Origin of the sequence: Sphingomonas kyeonggiensis, assembly GCF_014204495.1 — a bacterium.
Classification (GTDB): Bacteria; Pseudomonadota; Alphaproteobacteria; order Sphingomonadales; family Sphingomonadaceae; genus Sphingomonas; species Sphingomonas kyeonggiensis_A.
The window spans coordinates 1,522,757-1,539,443 of sequence record NZ_JACHLN010000001.1; the positions used below are offsets into that span (position 1 = coordinate 1,522,757).

The 16,687-nt window shown below is 66.8% G+C and carries 14 protein-coding genes; 7 read left to right on the forward strand and 7 right to left on the reverse strand.

Features of this window, described 5'->3' with window-relative positions:
* Positions 1 to 2: 2 nt before the first annotated feature.
* Positions 3 to 2,378 carry a TonB-dependent receptor gene (locus HNP52_RS07505; RefSeq protein ID WP_260395938.1) on the reverse strand — a complete coding sequence of 792 codons (2,376 nt, stop codon included), beginning with the start codon at positions 2,376 to 2,378 and terminating at the stop codon, positions 3 to 5.
* Positions 2,379 to 2,631: 253 nt separating this feature from the next.
* Here HNP52_RS07505 and HNP52_RS07510 point away from each other — a divergent pair, with 253 nt between their 5' ends.
* Positions 2,632 to 3,771 (forward strand): serine hydrolase, encoded by a 1,140-nt coding sequence (locus HNP52_RS07510; protein ID WP_184164591.1) that lies wholly within the window; start codon positions 2,632 to 2,634, stop codon positions 3,769 to 3,771.
* Between the two features lie 54 nt (positions 3,772 to 3,825).
* Here HNP52_RS07510 and HNP52_RS07515 read toward each other — a convergent pair whose 3' ends face one another.
* The gene (locus HNP52_RS07515; RefSeq protein ID WP_184164594.1) at positions 3,826 to 6,087 is read right to left on the reverse strand and encodes a carboxypeptidase-like regulatory domain-containing protein; all 2,262 of its coding nucleotides are present in this window, start codon (positions 6,085 to 6,087) and stop codon (positions 3,826 to 3,828) included.
* 217 nt (positions 6,088 to 6,304) lie between these two features.
* On the opposite strand from HNP52_RS07515, the gene HNP52_RS07520 reads away from it, so the two are divergent.
* Positions 6,305 to 7,135: a hypothetical protein gene (locus HNP52_RS07520; RefSeq protein WP_184164597.1), complete on the forward strand. Its 831-nt coding sequence runs from the start codon at positions 6,305 to 6,307 to the stop codon at positions 7,133 to 7,135.
* On the opposite strand, the gene HNP52_RS07525 is transcribed toward HNP52_RS07520, so the two are convergent.
* Genes HNP52_RS07525 through HNP52_RS07540 form a run of 4 tightly spaced genes read right to left on the reverse strand, consistent with a single transcriptional unit; the run spans position 7,132 to position 9,013 of the window.
* Positions 7,132 to 7,584 (reverse strand): cytochrome c family protein, encoded by a 453-nt coding sequence (locus tag HNP52_RS07525; protein ID WP_184164600.1) that lies wholly within the window; start codon positions 7,582 to 7,584, stop codon positions 7,132 to 7,134. The genes HNP52_RS07520 and HNP52_RS07525 overlap by 4 nt on opposite strands.
* A gap of 56 nt (positions 7,585 to 7,640) precedes the next feature.
* On the reverse strand, positions 7,641 to 8,591 hold the full coding sequence (locus HNP52_RS07530; RefSeq protein ID WP_184164603.1) for an aldo/keto reductase: 951 nt from the start codon (positions 8,589 to 8,591) through the stop codon (positions 7,641 to 7,643).
* On the reverse strand, positions 8,588 to 8,749 hold the full coding sequence (locus tag HNP52_RS07535) for a hypothetical protein (protein ID WP_184164607.1): 162 nt from the start codon (positions 8,747 to 8,749) through the stop codon (positions 8,588 to 8,590). The genes HNP52_RS07530 and HNP52_RS07535 overlap by 4 nt, the downstream gene beginning before the upstream one ends.
* A gap of 3 nt (positions 8,750 to 8,752) precedes the next feature.
* Entirely contained in the window at positions 8,753 to 9,013 is a 261-nt protein-coding gene (locus tag HNP52_RS07540; protein WP_184164609.1) for a hypothetical protein, read from the reverse strand.
* Positions 9,014 to 9,133: 120 nt separating this feature from the next.
* Here HNP52_RS07540 and HNP52_RS07545 point away from each other — a divergent pair, with 120 nt between their 5' ends.
* The 4 genes from HNP52_RS07545 (at position 9,134) to metH (ending at position 14,806) form a co-directional block, all read left to right on the forward strand.
* Positions 9,134 to 10,087, forward strand: a complete 954-nt coding sequence (locus tag HNP52_RS07545) for a metalloregulator ArsR/SmtB family transcription factor (protein ID WP_184164612.1) — start codon at positions 9,134 to 9,136, stop codon at positions 10,085 to 10,087.
* Positions 10,084 to 10,998, forward strand: a complete 915-nt coding sequence (gene metF, locus HNP52_RS07550) for a methylenetetrahydrofolate reductase (protein WP_184164615.1) — start codon at positions 10,084 to 10,086, stop codon at positions 10,996 to 10,998. The genes HNP52_RS07545 and metF overlap by 4 nt, the downstream gene beginning before the upstream one ends.
* A 48-nt stretch (positions 10,999 to 11,046) precedes the next feature.
* Positions 11,047 to 12,096: a homocysteine S-methyltransferase family protein gene (locus tag HNP52_RS07555; RefSeq protein ID WP_184164618.1), complete on the forward strand. Its 1,050-nt coding sequence runs from the start codon at positions 11,047 to 11,049 to the stop codon at positions 12,094 to 12,096.
* Positions 12,097 to 12,193: 97 nt separating this feature from the next.
* Complete coding sequence (metH, locus tag HNP52_RS07560; RefSeq protein ID WP_184164621.1) at positions 12,194 to 14,806, forward strand: methionine synthase; 2,613 nt, start codon at positions 12,194 to 12,196, stop codon at positions 14,804 to 14,806.
* A gap of 105 nt (positions 14,807 to 14,911) precedes the next feature.
* On the opposite strand, the gene HNP52_RS07565 is transcribed toward metH, so the two are convergent.
* Complete coding sequence (locus HNP52_RS07565) at positions 14,912 to 15,211, reverse strand: fucose-binding lectin protein (protein WP_184164624.1); 300 nt, start codon at positions 15,209 to 15,211, stop codon at positions 14,912 to 14,914.
* Positions 15,212 to 15,400: 189 nt separating this feature from the next.
* On the opposite strand from HNP52_RS07565, the gene HNP52_RS07570 reads away from it, so the two are divergent.
* Positions 15,401 to 16,663, forward strand: a complete 1,263-nt coding sequence (locus HNP52_RS07570; protein WP_184164628.1) for an NRAMP family divalent metal transporter — start codon at positions 15,401 to 15,403, stop codon at positions 16,661 to 16,663.
* Positions 16,664 to 16,687 lie beyond the last annotated feature (24 nt).

Here is a 16,687-nt window from a genome sequence, read left to right on the forward strand (position 1 = left end):
GATCAGAAGGACGTGCTGAGCGTGCCGAACACCTGGCGCGGGGCCGAGGAGTGGAACACCACGATGCTGCCCGCCGCGTCGTCCGGCGCGAAGACGCTGCTGTCGAAGTTCGACGCGTAGCGCTTGTCGGTCAGGTTGGTGACGTTGAGCGACAGCTTGAGGCTCTTGAGCCCGGCGAGATCGCCGAAATCATAGCCAATGCCGAGATCGACGGTGGTGTAACCGCCGAAGCTCTGGTCGTTGGTGTAGGTATAGTAGCGGCGGCCGGTATACTTGCCCTGCACCGAGGCGGAGAAGCCGCCGGTGTGGAGGGTCAGCACGCTGGCGAGCATCTCCTTGGGCGTGTCCACCTGCTGCTTGCCGGCGGTCATCTTCACCACGCAGGTGGTGGTGCACCAGTTGAGATTCTCGTCATAGGTCGACTTGTTGTACGAAGCCGAATTGTACCAGCTCAGCCAGGGCGTCGCCTTCCACAGCACGCCGAGCTCGACACCCTTGCTGGTGACGCCGCCGGCATTGTGGAAGCTGTTGCCGCAGCCCGGGTTCTGCTGCTGGTTGGTCGGGCAGGGGTTGTACTGCAGCAGGCGGTTCTCGAACTTGACGTAATAGCCGCTGAGCGCGACCTGGAGCGGGCCGCCGACATAGCGATAGCCGCCCTCGACGCTCTTCGAGGTTTCGGGCTTGAGATACTGGCCCTGCTGGTTCCACACGGTCTGCGAGACCGACTGCGGCCCGAGCTTGAAGCCGCCCTGGTACATGGCCATGTTTTCGGCATAGCTGGCGAACAGCTCATGGCCGGGCGCGACGTTCCAGTGGACGCCGACCTCGGGGAGGAAATTGTCCTTGGCGACTAGCGAGCCGGTGGCGAACTGGCTCGAGGCGGGCGGGGCCGAGGCGGCGATGCCGCGGATCGCATAGGCGTTCGAGCGCGAATAGGTGCTCTTGAAGCCGAAATCGACAGTCAGCGCGTCGTCGAACAGGCGCACCGTGTCCTGCACGAAGAACTGGTGGGTCTTCCAGCGGGTCTCCTGCACCCACTGGGCGGTGTTGGGCACGCCGCCGAGGAACTGGGCGAGGCTGAACACGCCGGTGACGTTGGTCCAGATATAGCGCGCGGCGCTGCTGGTGTTCTGCTCGACCCACAGGCCGGCCTGGAGTTCGTTGAAGCCGAGCTTCCAGGTCAGGCTGCCGACCACGCCGGTGCGGTCGATCGTGTAGCGGGTGTCGCGGATCTGGACGGGCAGGTCATCCGCGGTCGACGTGGTGCCCTGGTTCGACAGGCCGGCGATCCAGTTGTTGCCCGCGCCCTTGTCATTGTGATGATAGACCTGGGTGCGGACGCTGAGGTTGCCAGTCAGGTCGAAGTCGCCGGCCAGGTAGAACAGGTTGTCGTTGCGCAGGATCTGGCCGTTGGTGAAGGTGACGTCCGAGTTCTTCTGCGGCGAAGGGGCGGCGGCGCACTTGATCGGGGTGGTGGTCACCGTGCAGGCGGCGACGCCGAGATAGCGGTTCCAGTCGGGCGCATAGCCGGCCCAGTCCCAGCCGAGCCGGTTCAGCATGTCCTTCGACAGATAGGGATCGTCGGCCTGGTTGGTGCGCGAGACGTCGGCGAAGGCGGTGATCCTGATGCCCTCGGCCTGGTACTGGAGCTTGGCGTTGAGCTGCTTGCCGTTCGACCAGTTATAGGCGCCCTGGTTCACGAACAGGTCCTGCTCGACATATTGCGCCGAGACATAGGCCGAGAAGCCGCCATGCTCGCCGGTGTCGAAGCGGACGAAGCCGCGACGGCTCTTCTCGCTACCGGCGGTGATGCTGGCCGAGACGCCCATTTCCTTCTTCGGATCGCTGCTGAAATAGGTCAGCGCGCCACCCAGGTTGCTGGTCGAGGGAATGGCGAGGCCGGCGATGCCGGTGGCGAGATCGGCGCGGCCGAGATTCTCCGAGATCAGCGCGCGGCTGATCGTGAGGCCGTTGTAATTGTTATAGGCGCCGTCGCCGAGCGGCATGCCGTCGAGCGTGTAGCCGAGATGCGTGGTGTTGAAGCCGCGGACCTGGAGGGTGAGCGACTGCTCGTTGGTGCCGAGCGCGTCGATCGACTGGGCGCTGACGCCCGGCAGGAAGTTGAGCGCCTTCTGCACGCTGGTGCCCGGCGGCAGCGTCTCGAGGTTCGAGGGGAGCAGGGTGGAGACCGAGCGGGTCTGGCCGCTGCCGATCACGACGATGGTGGCGTCGCTGCTGCTATCCTCATCGGCGACGGCGGTGGTGCTGTCGGCGGTCTGGGCATGCGCGGCGGGCGCGAGCGAAACCAGCGCGGCCGAGGCCATCAGAAAGGCATAGGCGTGGCCATGGCGCAGCCGGCGGCGCGAAAATTCGGTCATGTGATCTTTCCCATCCCGGCGACCGGCCGGTCGCCCTCGACCCGGGCGGCTAGGCAGGGTTGGGGACGGTAGCGTTACGGGAGCGAGACAGTTTGATGACGCGGGGCGGTTGGCCATGTTGCGTTGCCAAATGGCAACAATCCGTAGCGGTCCGCGGCGCCGGTGATCTTCTGAGCAAGCGCCGCCAACCACCGGTTTTTGTTGCTGCAGGACCATGAACATGCAGGATGCCGCTCAAACAGGGAGGGTGTTCATGCGTCGAGTGGTGCGATTCGGGATGGCCGGGCTGCTGGCATTGGGGGTCGTCGCGCCAGCCGCGGCCAAGGGGCCGGACATGGATGCCGCGGTGAAGGCGGCGATGGCCGAGACCGGGGCGAAGGGCGTCGCGGTTGCGCTGATCGACAAGGGCAAGGTCGTCTCGGTCAAGACCTATGGCGACCGCAACGCCAAGGGCGATCCGCTGACGCCCGACACGATCCTGTACGGCGCATCGCTGACCAAGGCGGTGTTCGGCTATCTGGTCACCCAGCTGGCGGAAGAGAAGAAGCTCGATCTCGACGCGCCGATCGCGGCGATGCTGCCGAAGCCGATCCCCGACTATGGCAATCTCGATGCCTATGGCCATTGGGGCGACCTGGCCGGTGACGAACGCTGGCGGAAGATCACGCCGCGCCATGTGCTCAACCACGCCACCGGCTTCGCCAATTTCGCGGTGCTCGAGCCCGACGGCAAGCTGCGCTTCCATTTCGATCCGGGCAGCAATTACGGCTATTCGGGCGAGGGCATCTCGCTGCTCCAGTTCGGAGTGGAGAAGGGGCTGGGGCTGAGCGTGGAAGCCGAGCTGCAGCGCCGCTTCTTCCAGCCGCTGGGCATGACCCGGACCAGCCTGATCTGGCAGGACAGCTTCGGCACCAACCTGGCGGACGGCTGGGACGAGAACGGCAAGACCGAGCCGCATGACGATCGCAGCCGGGTGCGCGCGGCGGGATCGATGGACACGACGATCCACGACCTGGCGATCCTGGCGGCGGCGATGGTGCGCGGCCAGGGCCTGTCGCCCAAGTGGCGCGCCGAATATGTGCGCGGCACCCAGAAGATCCCGAGCCGGACGCAGTTCCCGACGCTGAACAACCCGGCCAGGCCGGGCGAGGGAACAAGCGCGAAGGCGGCGCTGGGCGTGATCGCCTTTACCGGGCCGCAGGGCGCGGGCTGGCTGAAGGGCGGGCACAATGAAGTGACCGCGAATACGCTGGTCTGCCTGGAGAAGGGCCAGCGCTGCGTGCTGATCCTCGGCAATGACGTGCGGATCGAGAAGGCGTTCCCGAAGCTGGTGAAGGCGGCGCTGGGGGATACCGGCGTGCCCTATGCCTGGGAATATGGCTTCAAGGACTGAGGCCTGAGGGTTGCGGCAGCCGGTGGCGCGCCGGCTGCCGCCTTCGCGCGACCCTCAGGGTTTGCCCAGCGCCGAGGACAGGTCGAATTCGGTGACCGGCTTGCCGTAATAGTCGCGGACGACCAGGCGCACGGGCTTCACGTCGAACGGCATCGGATAGACATAGGTCAGCGGCGCGGTGCCGTTCTTCTCCAGATAGACGCTGGTGACCATCCGGTCCGAGCCGTCGCGGCCATAGCCATTGCCGTCATGCTTGTAGGTCATGCCGTCCGAGCCGAGGACGGTCCAGCTGTTGTAGTTGTTCCAGATGCTGCGCCGGATGGTCTGGTCGTTGCGCATCATCAGCGTCACTTCGACTGCGCCCGAGCGCTGGCGGCGGACCGCGTCGAGCCGGGTGAAGAAATAGCCGGTGTTGCGGAAATCGCCGGCGACGGTTGCCGAGGTCGCGGCCGGGGCGGGCGTCGGCGTGGGAGCAGGCGTTGGCGTTGGAGCCGGTGTTGGCGTCGGGGCGGGCGTCGGTGTGTCCTTCGCGGTCGACGTGCTCGTCTTTCCTGTCGTCGCCGGCTCCGGCGCCTTTCGCCGCGACGCCAGGGGGAAGTCGGTGCTGTTCGCGGCCTGCGCCTTGAGCAGCAGCCCCTGCTTGGGCTGGGCCAGCTCCTTGACCGTGATCGAGCTGACCGTTTCCTGCTGGGCGCGCGGCAGGTCGAACGACGTGGTGATGACGACGTCCTTGAGCACGCCGACAGAGGGGCTCGGCGCGTAGGCGATCTGCTTGGCGACTGTCTTGGTCGCGGCGCCGGTGCCGCTGTTCAGCGTGAACTCGAACGCCGATTGCGCCGACAGCGCCACCACCGTCTTGTTGGTCGCGGTGATGCTGACCGTCATGCTGGTGGGCGTCTTGTAGTGCAGCTCGGTCATCCGCACCTTCCAGCGGCCGAGGCTGACGAACCCCGGCTCGGTGAACTTGATCGGATCGCCGCTGGTATCGGCTGGCGGAGCGCTGGCCGGCGGAGGGGTCTGTGTCGGCGTTGGGGTCGCGCCCGGTGGGGCCGGCAATTCGACCACGGTGCTCGCTTGGCTGGCGGGGAACAGCGGGCCCTTGATCTTGTCGAGCGTGGTTACCTTGACCGATTTGACCTTGGCCCGGTCCGCTGCTGGCACGCGGAAGGAAGCGTAGACGGCCACTTCCTCGCCAGTCTTGACCGATGGGGGAACGAGCGGCCCGGGCATAGTCGTCCGCGTATAATCGGCCAGGGGGTTGCCGGTGGAAGGCGGACGCGGAGTGCCGGCGGACAGGATGTCGTAGCTCAGGCCCGTCGCCTCATAGCTGCTCGCGCCGTTCAGGCTGAGCTGGAACGAACCGCTGGCGGTCTGCGGCAGGGGCGAAGCGTTCTTCGCGGCGATGGCGACGATGACGTTCGGGGTCTTCCCGTCGTCTTCCGGGCTATAGTAGACGCCGGCCTTGCGCAGCAGCCATCTGCCGAGCGTCTGCGGCTGCGCGCTGGCGAGGGTGAAGCCGGCAAGCGTGGCCTCGGGTGGCGGGGCCGGCGTCGGGTTCGGGTCCGATCCTGGCCCCGGATTGTTGGAGCCGCCGCCAGCCTCCTTCACCAGAAGCCGTATGCGGGGAAGGCCGTGGTCTGCCTGGAACTCGCTTGTGTAGCTGCTTGCCCATTGCCGCGGCGTGACCTCCGCGCTCACCAGCAGCGCCCGGCCGTTATAGGTCGCGCTGATTTCGTATTTGTCGGGCCGCAGGCCGCTTATTACATGGCCTTCGCCGCCCGTGTAGCGTGCCGTGCGCGTGATCGCGGTGCCGCCGCCAACGGGCTTCGCCGTGACGACGGCCTTGGACAGGTCCAACGTTTCATAGGTCTGGGCGATGACGTTGATCACGCCGCCCAGGCCATAGTCGCTCAGCGGATCGGGGTTCCCCCGCAGCTCGACGAAGCGCAGCTGGAAGTTGCGGGTCGCACCCGTGGCGCTGCTGAACTCCTCCTTGGTATCGGGCAACAGCTCGAACCGCCAGCCGCGGTAGACGGTATAGGCGTAGCCGGACCACTTGCCCTTCGGCTGGGTGACGGCAACGCGGTAATAGCCGTTTGCGTCGGTCGTGGTTGCCTTGTTGCTCTGGTTGTTCGTGCCGCCGCCGTCGGACGTGTAGTAGGCTGACACCTCGGCATTCGGGATGCCCTGGCCGTTCTCGTCGGTGACGCGGCCCTGCATATAAGTGTCTTCCTGCGCCGCGGCGTCGACCGCCAGCATGCAGGCGATCGCCGCGATGGAGACCGAAGCGCCTCGAATGAAACCCGGATGATACATGCTTGCTCTCGTCGCTGAGGATTTGTCCGGGACGCTGCCTCCGCGGCGACGAGGCGGACAGGGATAAGCGATGAAAGCGGAGCGCGGCGATGCAGGGTGCGCGCCAGCGTCTCAATCAGGTCCGGTTCCGTCGCAGCGAGGCTTGCCGGCCCGCCTCGCTTGCCCATGAACCGCGTCGATGCCGCGCACGGGCGCGGGAAAGATGGGTGGAGGACGGATGCTCTTTCGATTTGGCCTGGGCCTTGCCGCACTTGCGCTGACGCTGCTGGCGCAGCCCGGGGCGGCGCAGGCGCAGACGCGGCGGCCGACGATCCAGTTCAGTGACGGCCGGGTCTTTCCCTTCATGAACCTGATCCGCTTCTGGGAAGCCAATGGCGACCAGGCGATGGGGGAAACACCGAACGAGCGCGCGCCGGGGCGGATCTTCGCCAAGCCGGGAGTCGCCGTGCTGGGCAATGTGTCCAAGGCCGATGCGGCTGTCGTCATCCGCAAGCTCACCATCGCCTGCGATGCGCTGCTCGCGCTGGAGCCGCTGCGCGACGTGCATGGATCCTATGTGATGGCGGCGATCACGGTCAGCCGTGGCCAGTACGGCCAGGTACAGGGGCTGCTGAACATCAAGGCCTATGCGATCAACCTCAACGATCCGGCGACCCGGGTGGATGCGGGGCGTTATTCGACGCCGGGCGGCGATGGGCCTTCGCTGAACGTCTGGTACAATGCGCCGTTCGACCAGCGCTATTCGGACCGGCTTGCCATCTGGGGTGAGCAGGACGGGGTCAAGATCCTGCCGATGGCCGGCGGCTATGCCGGGCTGATCGCCAGGGCGGATCGGCAGCTGCTGGTCCCGGGCCGGAACGGGAACGTGCTCAATCCCAAATATCTCGATCCGAGCCGGCCGGCGGGCGAGCTGCAGATGCTCTGGTTCCATGCCGCCAGCGGCTGGCGGGATCGCCAGGCCCCGACGTCGCAGAACGGGCGGCTGGCAGCCGCGAGCTTCATGGCGGACTGGGGCGCGATCGTGCGCCAGATGGAGCAGGTGCGCTAGCGGGCTGGCCCTGGCCGGCTCTGCAGATAGGCGATGATGTCCGCGCGATCGAGCGGATCGGACACGCCGGAGAACATCATCGTCGTGCCGGGCACCCGCCGGGCGGGGTCGGCGATCCAGGCATCGAGCGTGGGCGCATCCCAGGTGCCGCCGGCGTCGCGCAGGGCGGCCGAATAGCCGAAGCGCGGGCTGTTCCGCCCCATCGGCCGGCCATAGATGCCGTAGAGATTGGGGCCGCCGAGATCGGGCGCACCCGGGTTGATCCGGTGGCAGGCCGCGCATCGGCCGAACTTGCGCGCGCCGATCTCGGCATCCGCTACCTTGAGCAGCGCCTCGAGCGACGGGTTGGGCCCGGCCTTTTGCAGCCGCGCGTCATGCTGGTCGCCCGAGCATCCGGCGAGGAGGGCTGTGGCGATCAGGGCACAGGTGGAAGCGACGCGCACGAACATGGCGCGGCGCTAAGGGCTCTCGCGCCCGGTTCCCATGGGACGAATTGTCCGGGTGGTCAGGCGCCGGCGGCGGTGAGCCTGTCGAGCTGCGCCTTGCCGAGCGTGACGTTCCAGCTGCCGACCAGCTCCTCGGCCTGGGCGACCGAAGTGGCGCTGGCGATCGGGGCGGTGACGCCGGGCTGGGCGGCGAGCCAGGCCAGGGCGATCTGGGCGAGGGTGGCACCGGTCTCGGCGGCGATTTCGTCCAGTGCGGCGAGCATGGCCGGGCCCTTGCCCTCCATGAACGCGGTCATCCGGCCGCCGCGCACCGATTTGCCGAGATCGGCCTCGGAACGGTACTTGCCGGTGAGATAGCCCGAGGCGAGCCCGTAATAGGGCACGCAGCCAATATTATACTCGACGCACAGGTCCTGCAGCTCGCCTTCGTATTTGTGGCGGCTGAGCAGATGATATTCGTTCTGCAGCGCGCGGTAATGCGGCAGCCCCTCGCGCGTGGCGATGTCGAGCGCGGACTTGAGGCGCATCGCGTGGAAGTTCGACGCGGCGATCGCCTGGACCTTGCCGGCCTTGATGAGCGTGTCGAACGCGGCGAGGACTTCCTCCTGCGGCACGTCCTCATCGTCCTGGTGCGCGAAATAGAGGTCGATCGTCTCGACGCCGAGCCGCTTGAGGCTGGCGTCGCAGGCGGCGGCGATGCGCGCCGGGGCGAGCTTGGTGCCGCCCTCGCCATCGAGCATGCCGACCTTGGTGGCGACCTTGATCTTGCCCTGCTTGCCCGAGCCCTTCAGCCACTCGCCGATGATCGCCTCGGACTCGCCGCCCTGATGGCCGGGGACCCAGGCGGAATAGACATCGGCGGTGTCGACCAGCGTGCCGCCGGCCTCGGCGAACCGGTCGAGGATCGCGAAGCTCGTCGCCTTGTCTGCGGTCCAGCCGAAGACGTTGCCGCCGAGGATCAGCGAAGGCGTCTGGATCCCGCTGGCGCCGAGGTCGCGAAGGTTCGTCATTGCTGGTTTCCGGTGCTGGCGTTGATGTCGGTTGCGGCCGCCGCCGCATCGAGGTCGCGCGACTGGCTGGGGCTCAGCCCGCCATTGCCGTCATCGGAGCCGCCGCCGCTGCCGCAGGCCGCGAGCGCGAGGAGCAGGAGGAGCGGGGCGAGACGCATGGCCTATTCGTCGCCCGAGCCTTCGTCGCCCGAACCGGTGGCACCCGCGGCGTTGCCGACCGGCACGGCCTGGTCGTAATTGCTCTCCGCAGCGCCAAAAGCGGCATTCTCCGCGGCGTTCACGTCGCCGACCGCTTCGCCCATCGTGTTGCTGTCGCCCGCGACCGATTCATTGGCTTCGGCGGCTTCGTTCTTCGCGCTCTTGCCGCAGGCCGACAGGCCGAGCAGCGCGACCGCCGCGAGCGGGAGGAAGATCTTGCGCATGACGGGGACCCTTTTGCCGGAAAATTGCTCGGGCCAAGGGCTAACGGGGGCCGGACTCGCGTGCAAGGCGCATGCGATGCGTTGACCCCATATAAAGATATCTTTATATGTCTAACTGCCATGCAACAGGCCCTCGCCATCTTCCGTGCCCTTGCCGATTCGACGCGGCTGCGCATCCTTGCGCTCGTCCGCTCGATGGAGCTCAGCGTGGGCGAGCTGGCGCAGGTGCTCGGGCAAAGCCAGCCGCGCGTCAGCCGGCATGTGAAGATCCTGTGCGACGCCGGGCTGCTCGAGCGGCGCAAGGAAGGCAGCTGGGTGTTCGTCGGCCTGGGCGCGGATGCCAAGGTGGCGCCGGTGCTGGCCGCGCTCGACCAGTGGAGCGAAGCCGATCACTGGATGGTCGCCGACGAGGCACGCCTTGCGGCGGTGCGCGCCGACCGGGCGAGCGCGGCGGCCGAATGGTTCGAGAGCAATGCCGGCGAATGGGACGCGATCCGCTCGCTCCATGTCGCGGAGAGCGAAGTCGAGGCGGCGATGGCCCGGGCGCTGGGAGACGGCGAGATCGGCTATCTGGTCGATATCGGCACCGGCACCGGGCGGATGCTCGAGCTGTTCGCGCCGCGTGCCGAGCGGGCGCTGGGCATCGACCGCTCCTCCGAGATGCTGCGGCTTGCCCGCGCCAAGCTTTCCGAGCAGGGGCTGGCCAATGCCGAGCTGCGCCAGGCCGATCTCTATGCGCTGCCGATCCAGGATGGCGGCGCGGATCTCGCTATATTGCATCATGTGCTCCACTTCGCGCAGCAGCCCGGTGCCGCGATCGGCGAGGCGGCGCGTGTGCTGGCCCCCGGCGGCCGGCTGCTGATCGCCGATTTCGCGCCGCATGAGCGCGAGGAACTGCGCAGCAAGGACGCGCATACGCGCCTCGGTTTCTCGGACGAGCAGGTGCTCGGCTGGTTCGAGGCGCATGGGCTCGCCCCGATCCAGGTGGAAACGCTGGTGGGCGGCGAGCTGACGGTGAAATTGTGGCTCGGTCGCAAGACCGGGCAGGTGAATGAAAAGGTGAGGGCCGCATGACTATTCTGGACCCGCTGGCGGCGCCGCTCTTCGCGGATGTGGCGGGCGATATCGATGTGAGCTTCGAATTCTTCCCGCCCAAGACGGAGAAGATGGAGGAGACGTTGTGGGAGTCGATCGAGACGCTGAGCCCGCTTGGGCCGCGTTTCGTCAGCGTGACCTATGGCGCCGGCGGCACCACCCGCGAGCGCACCCACAATACGGTGGCGCGGATCGCGCGCGAGACCGGCATCCCGGCGGCGGCGCACCTCACCTGCGTGGAAGCGACGAAGGAAGAGATCGACCAGGTCGCGCAGGAATATTGGGCGGCGGGCGTGCGCCACATCGTGGCGCTGCGCGGCGATCCGCCCCGCGCCGGCGAGAAGTACCAGACCCATCCGGGCGGCTATGAGAATGCGGCGGACCTGGTGGCGGGGCTGCGCAAGCTGCATCCGTTCGAAATCTCGGTCGCGGCCTATCCCGAATGCCATCCGGATTCGCCCAATCCGACGGCGGACATCGAGAACCTCAAGCGCAAGATCGACGCCGGCGCCAACCGCGCGATCACCCAGTTCTTCTTCGAGCCGGACACCTTCTTCCGCTTCCGCGACGATGCGGCCAAGGCGGGGATCGACGCCGAGATCGTGCCGGGCATCATGCCGGTGATGAGCTTCGCCAGCGTGGTGCGCATGGCGGCGATGTGCGGCACCGAAGTGCCCGGCTGGATGGAGCGGCTGTTCGAGGGGCTCGACGAGCATCCGGGCGCGCGCCAGCTCGTCTCGGCGACGCTGGCGGCGGAGCTGTGCCGCAAGCTCTATGCCGGCGGGGTGCGCCAGTTCCACTTCTACACGCTGAACCGCGCCGAGCTGAGCTACGCGATCTGCCATCTGCTGGGCGTGCGGCCGAAGGTGCCGGCACTGGTGGGGGCGTAAAATCAATTAGCCCCTCTCCCGAGGGGGAGAGGCTTTTGAGGACTGAATATGACTGCACGCGAGAAACTGCTGGCCGAAGCCGCCAAGCGCATCCTGATCACCGACGGCGCGTTCGGCACCGAGATCCAGAACTGGAAGCTCGACGAAGCCGCCTATGCCGGCGACCTGGGGCTGAGCCATGACCAGAAGGGCAACAACGACATCCTCGCGCTGACCAAGCCCGAGGTGCCGGCGAGCATCCACCGCGCCTATTTCGAGGCGGGGGCGGACATTGCCGAGACCAACACCTTCTCGGCCAACCGGATCAGCCAGGCCGATTACGGCGCCGAGCATCTGGTGCGCGAGATCAATGTCGAGAGCGCCAAGCTCGCCCGCAGCATCGCCGACGAGTTCGAGGCCAGGGATGGCCGCCCGCGCTTCGTCGCCGGCGCGCTGGGGCCGACCAACAAGACGCTGTCGCTGAGCCCGGACGTCAACGATCCCGGCTATCGCGAGATCGACTTCGATTACCTCAAGGACGTGTACCGCGAGCAGATCGACGCGCTGGTCGAAGGCGGGGTGGACTTCATCCTGATCGAGACGGTGTTCGACACGCTCAACGCCAAGGCGGGCGTGATGGCGGCGATCGAAGCGGCGAACGACCTGGGTCGCGACCTGCCGATCATGCTGTCGATGACGCTGACCGATCTTTCGGGCCGCAACCTGTCGGGGCACACCGTCGAGGCGTTCTGGCATGCTGTGCGGCACGCGAAGCCGCTGACGATCGGGCTCAACTGCTCGTTCGGCGCCGAGCAGCTGCGCCCGCATGTGAAGACGCTGTCGGGCATCTGCGACACGCTGATCATGGTCTATCCGAACGCCGGCCTGCCCAACGAGCTGGGTGCCTATGACGAGGCGCCGGTGACCACCGCCGGACTGGTTAAGGAATGGGCCGATGCCGGCCAGGTCAATGTGCTGGGCGGCTGCTGCGGCTCGACGCCGGCGCACATCAAGGCGATTGCCGATGCCGTGGCCGGGCTGCCGGCGCGGCCGATCCCCGAAGTCGCGGTGCGCACCCGGCTGGCCGGGCTCGAGCCGTTCACGATGGCGGCGGCTTAGCCGTCACCCCGGCGAACGCCGGGGTCTCGCAGTTTTGTAGCGTGCGCATGCGGCACGAGATCCCGGCTTTCGCCGGGATGACGATTGGAAGAACAGAATGACCACCGCCTCCTCCACCAACTTCGTCAATATCGGCGAGCGCACCAACGTCACTGGATCGGCGCGGTTCAAGAAGCTGATCATGGCCGGCGACTATGCCGCCGCCGTGGAAGTGGCGCTGCAGCAGGTGGAAGCCGGCGCGCAGGTGCTCGACGTCAACATGGACGAGGGCCTGCTCGACGCGTTCGAGGCGATGACCACCTTCCTCAAGCTGATCGCCGCCGAGCCCGACATCGCGCGCATCCCGGTGATGGTCGACAGCTCCAAGTGGGACGTGATCGAGGCGGGCCTGAAGTGTGTCTCCGGCAAGCCGATCGTCAACTCGATCAGCATGAAGGAAGGCGAGGCGCAGTTCCTCGAGCATGCCCGCAAGTGCATGCAATATGGCGCGGCCGTGGTCGTGATGGCGTTCGACGAGACCGGCCAGGCCGACACCCAGGCGCGCAAGGTCGAGATCTGCGAGCGCGCCTACAAGCTGCTCGTCGGGATCGGCTTCCCGCCCGAGGACATCATCTTCGATCCGAATGTGTTCGCGGTGGCGACGGGCATCGAGGAGCATAACAATTACGGCGTCGACTTCATCGAGGCATGCCGCGAGATCAAGGCGCGCTGCCCGCATTGCCATATCTCGGGCGGCCTCTCGAACCTGAGCTTCTCGTTCCGCGGCAACGAGCCGGTGCGCAAGGCGATGCACTCGGTGTTCCTCTACCACGCGATCCCCGCGGGCATGGACATGGCGATCGTCAATGCTGGCCAGCTCGACGTCTATGACCAGATCGAGCCGGAGCTGCGCACCGCCTGCGAGGACGTGATCCTCAACCGCGATCCCGAGGCGGGCGACCGGCTCGTCGCGCTCGCCGAGAAGTTCCGCGGCACCGACGCGGCGGCGGAGAAGCAGGCGGCGGAATGGCGCGGCTGGCCGGTCGAGAAGCGGCTGGAGCATGCGCTGGTCAAGGGCATCGACGCGCATGTCGTCGAGGATACCGAGGAATGCCGCGCCGCGCTGATGGGCAGCGGCGGCCGCCCGATCCAGGTGATCGAGGGCCCGCTGATGGACGGCATGAACGTGGTCGGCGACCTGTTCGGATCGGGCAAGATGTTCCTGCCCCAGGTGGTGAAGTCGGCGCGCGTGATGAAGAAGGCGGTGGCGCACCTGATGCCGTTCATCGAAGCGGAGAAGGAAGCCGGCTCCAAGGCCAAGGGCCGCGTGATCATGGCGACCGTGAAGGGCGACGTGCACGATATCGGCAAGAACATCGTCGGCGTCGTCCTGCAGTGTAACGGCTTCGAAGTGATCGACATGGGCGTGATGGTGCCCTGGTCGGACATCCTAAAGGCCGCGAACGAGAATGACGCGGACATGATCGGCCTCAGCGGCCTGATCACGCCGTCGCTCGACGAGATGGTGACCGTCGCCGAGGAGATGCAGCGCGCGCAGATGACGATGCCGCTGCTGATCGGCGGCGCGACCACTTCGCGCGTCCATACCGCGCTGCGCATCGAGCCGGCCTATACGGGCCCGGTGGTGCATGTGCTCGACGCGTCGCGTGCGGTGGGCGTGGCGACGGCGCTCGTCTCCGAGACGCAGCGCGACGACTATGTCGCCAAGGTCGCGGCCGAATATGAGCAGGTGCGCCAGGCACGCGCCGGGCGCGGGCAGAGCGAGCTGCTGCCGCTGGAGAAGGCGCGCGACAACGCCTTCGAGGCGGACATGACCCTCAAGCCGGGCAAGCCGCGCATGCCGGGCGTCCACAGCTTCGACGACTGGGACCTAAAGGACCTGCGCGAGTATATCGACTGGACGCCCTTCTTCCGCGCCTGGGAGCTGGCGGGCAATTATCCGGCGATCCTGACCGACGAAGTGGTCGGCGAGAGCGCGAGCAGCCTGTTCGCCGACGCGCAGAAGATGCTCGACACGATCATCGCCGAGAAGTGGCTGACCGCGCGCGGCGTCGCCGGGCTGTGGCCGTGCCGCCGCAAGGGCGACGACATCATCGTCCATGTCGGCGACGAGGAGCATGTCACGCTGCCGATGCTGCGCCAGCAGATTGCGAAACGGGAAGGCCGCGCGAACATGTGCCTGGCCGACTTCATCGACACCCAGGGCGACTGGATCGGCGGCTTCGCGGTCTCGATCCATGGCATCGAGCCGCATCTCGCGCGCTTCAAGAACGCGATCGACGATTATTCGGACATCCTTCTGAAGGCGCTGGCCGATCGTCTGGCCGAGGCCTTCGCGGAGCGACTGCACCAGTTCACCCGCACGTCGCTGTGGGGCTATGCCGAGGGCGAGCAGCTCGACAATGCCGCGCTGATCAAGGAAGAATATCGCGGCATCCGCCCGGCGCCGGGCTATCCGGCCTGCCCCGAGCACAGCCTGAAGCCGATCCTGTTCAAGATGCTCGACGCGCATCACCGGACCGGCATCTCGTTGACCGAGAGCTTCGCGATGCTGCCGACCGCGGCGGTCTCGGGCTTCTATTTCGGGCATCCCCAGGCCGAATATTTCGGCGTGGCCCGGATCGGCCAGGACCAGGTGCAGGACTATGCTGCGCGGCGCGGCATCGATCTCGACCTGGCGACGCGCTACCTGCGGCCGAACCTGGATTGATCTGATTCCCGTTCCCCGGCGAAAGCCGGGGTCCAGGGTAACAAGCGATAAGGCAGAGAAACCCTGTTCCCCGGCTTTCGCCGGGGAACAGGCTTGTTATTGGCCTTAGGGCTGCGTGTACTGCCCCTTGGTCCAGCCCGAGCTGCCGGGATCGGAGCAATATTCGGTCGTGAGGTCGTTGCCGGTCACATAGAGGCGGATGTGCTGCCCGGCCGAATCCGCCCAGGTGATGGCCGAGGCCTGCTGGCCCGGGAAGCTGGCGCCGGTGACCCAGCCATTGCCGTCGTTGCAGCGCTCGGTGATCGTGTAGTTGTCGCTCGAATAGACGCGGATATGCAGCGCGTGGTTGCTGTCGAACCAGCTGATCGCGCAGGTGCTCACTGGAAAGCTTGGGTTATCGGCCATTGGAGTTCCCCCTCTTTGCTGCACGCCTCGAGGGCGCGCGGCGGGAGGCTCCCTTTTCGCCTGAGCCGGGGCAACCGGCATTCGGTCCGGATCGGTGCGGCGCGGGCCGGGGACACTTTAATCTGGGTTGATCCCGGAACGCCCGGCAATCGATAAGGTTGTGCGATCGTCACGATCCCCGGAGCCTGCATGACCGAGAAGAACAATCAAAAAACCTCGGTAGCAAAGCAGCTCGGCCCGGGATTGATCACCGGTGCGGCCGATGATGATCCCAGCGGCATCGCAACCTATTCCCAGGCCGGCGCGCAGTTCGGCTATGGGCTGATGTGGACGATGGTGCTCACCTATCCGCTGATGTCGGCGGTGCAGCTGGTGAGCGCGCATATCGGCCGGGTGACCGGGCAGGGGCTGGCATCGAACATGCGCGGCTTCCTGCCGGGCTGGCTGCTGAACCTGCTCGTCACCATCCTGTTCATCGCCAACACGATCAACATCGGTGCCGACATCGCCGCGATGGGCGATGCCGCGCAGATGGTGGCCGGCTGGGGCGACCATTGGTTCACGATCTTCTTCGCGCTGGCCAGCCTGCTCCTGCAGGCGTTCGTGCCCTATCACCGCTATGCGCGGGTGCTGAAATGGCTGACCCTGTCGCTGTTCGCCTATGTCGCGGTGGTGCTCGCGGTGCATGTCGACTGGGCCGCGGCGGCGCGCGGGCTGGTAGTGCCGCGCATCGATGGGCCCGATGCCATCGCGACGATCGTGGCGCTCTTCGGCACGACGATCAGCCCCTATCTCTTCTTCTGGCAGGCGGCGCAGGAAGTGGAGGAAGTCGAGGACCATGACGGCGCCCGCCCGCTGGTCGAGGCGCCCGAACAGGCGCCGGACGAGATCCGGCGGATGCGGGTCGATACGTTCGTCGGCATGGCCTTTTCCAACCTGATCGCGCTGGCGATCATCACCGCGACCGCCGCGACGCTGCATGTGCAGGGGATCACCCAGATCAACACGGCGACCGATGCCGCCCAGGCATTGAAGCCGGTCGCCGGCAATTTCGCCTTCGCGCTGTTCGCGGTGGGGATCATCGGCACCGGGCTGCTCGCGGTGCCGGTGCTCGCCGGGTCGGCCGGCTTCGCGGTGAGCAATGCGCGCGGCTGGCGCTGCGGGCTGGAGCACAAGGTCAAGGATGCGCCGGGCTTCTACGGCGTGATCGCACTGGCGATCCTGCTCGGCATCTTCCTCGACTGGTCCGGCATCCCGCCGATGCAGGCCTTGTTCTGGAGCGCGGTGGTCAACGGCTTCGCGGCCGTCCCGATCATGGCGGTGATGATGGTGATCGCCACCCGGCGCAGCGTGATGGGCGACTTCCGCATCCATGGCCCGCTGCTGGTGTTCGGCTGGGCGGCGACGATCGTGATGGGCGCGGCGGCGGTGGCGATGCTGGTCTGGCAATAAAGCCGCGAGCCGCTAAGCTTCACC

Coding starts and splice junctions, on each gene's coding strand:
- HNP52_RS07505 (WP_260395938.1), bottom strand. CDS start 2,378: ATGACCGAATTTTCGCGCCGCCGGCTGCGCCATGGCCACGCCTATGCC.
- HNP52_RS07510 (WP_184164591.1), top strand. CDS start 2,632: ATGCGTCGAGTGGTGCGATTCGGGATGGCCGGGCTGCTGGCATTGGGG.
- HNP52_RS07515 (WP_184164594.1), bottom strand. CDS start 6,087: ATGTATCATCCGGGTTTCATTCGAGGCGCTTCGGTCTCCATCGCGGCG.
- HNP52_RS07520 (WP_184164597.1), top strand. CDS start 6,305: ATGCTCTTTCGATTTGGCCTGGGCCTTGCCGCACTTGCGCTGACGCTG.
- HNP52_RS07525 (WP_184164600.1), bottom strand. CDS start 7,584: ATGTTCGTGCGCGTCGCTTCCACCTGTGCCCTGATCGCCACAGCCCTC.
- HNP52_RS07530 (WP_184164603.1), bottom strand. CDS start 8,591: ATGACGAACCTTCGCGACCTCGGCGCCAGCGGGATCCAGACGCCTTCG.
- HNP52_RS07535 (WP_184164607.1), bottom strand. CDS start 8,749: ATGCGTCTCGCCCCGCTCCTCCTGCTCCTCGCGCTCGCGGCCTGCGGC.
- HNP52_RS07540 (WP_184164609.1), bottom strand. CDS start 9,013: ATGCGCAAGATCTTCCTCCCGCTCGCGGCGGTCGCGCTGCTCGGCCTG.
- HNP52_RS07545 (WP_184164612.1), top strand. CDS start 9,134: ATGCAACAGGCCCTCGCCATCTTCCGTGCCCTTGCCGATTCGACGCGG.
- metF (WP_184164615.1), top strand. CDS start 10,084: ATGACTATTCTGGACCCGCTGGCGGCGCCGCTCTTCGCGGATGTGGCG.
- HNP52_RS07555 (WP_184164618.1), top strand. CDS start 11,047: ATGACTGCACGCGAGAAACTGCTGGCCGAAGCCGCCAAGCGCATCCTG.
- metH (WP_184164621.1), top strand. CDS start 12,194: ATGACCACCGCCTCCTCCACCAACTTCGTCAATATCGGCGAGCGCACC.
- HNP52_RS07565 (WP_184164624.1), bottom strand. CDS start 15,211: ATGGCCGATAACCCAAGCTTTCCAGTGAGCACCTGCGCGATCAGCTGG.
- HNP52_RS07570 (WP_184164628.1), top strand. CDS start 15,401: ATGACCGAGAAGAACAATCAAAAAACCTCGGTAGCAAAGCAGCTCGGC.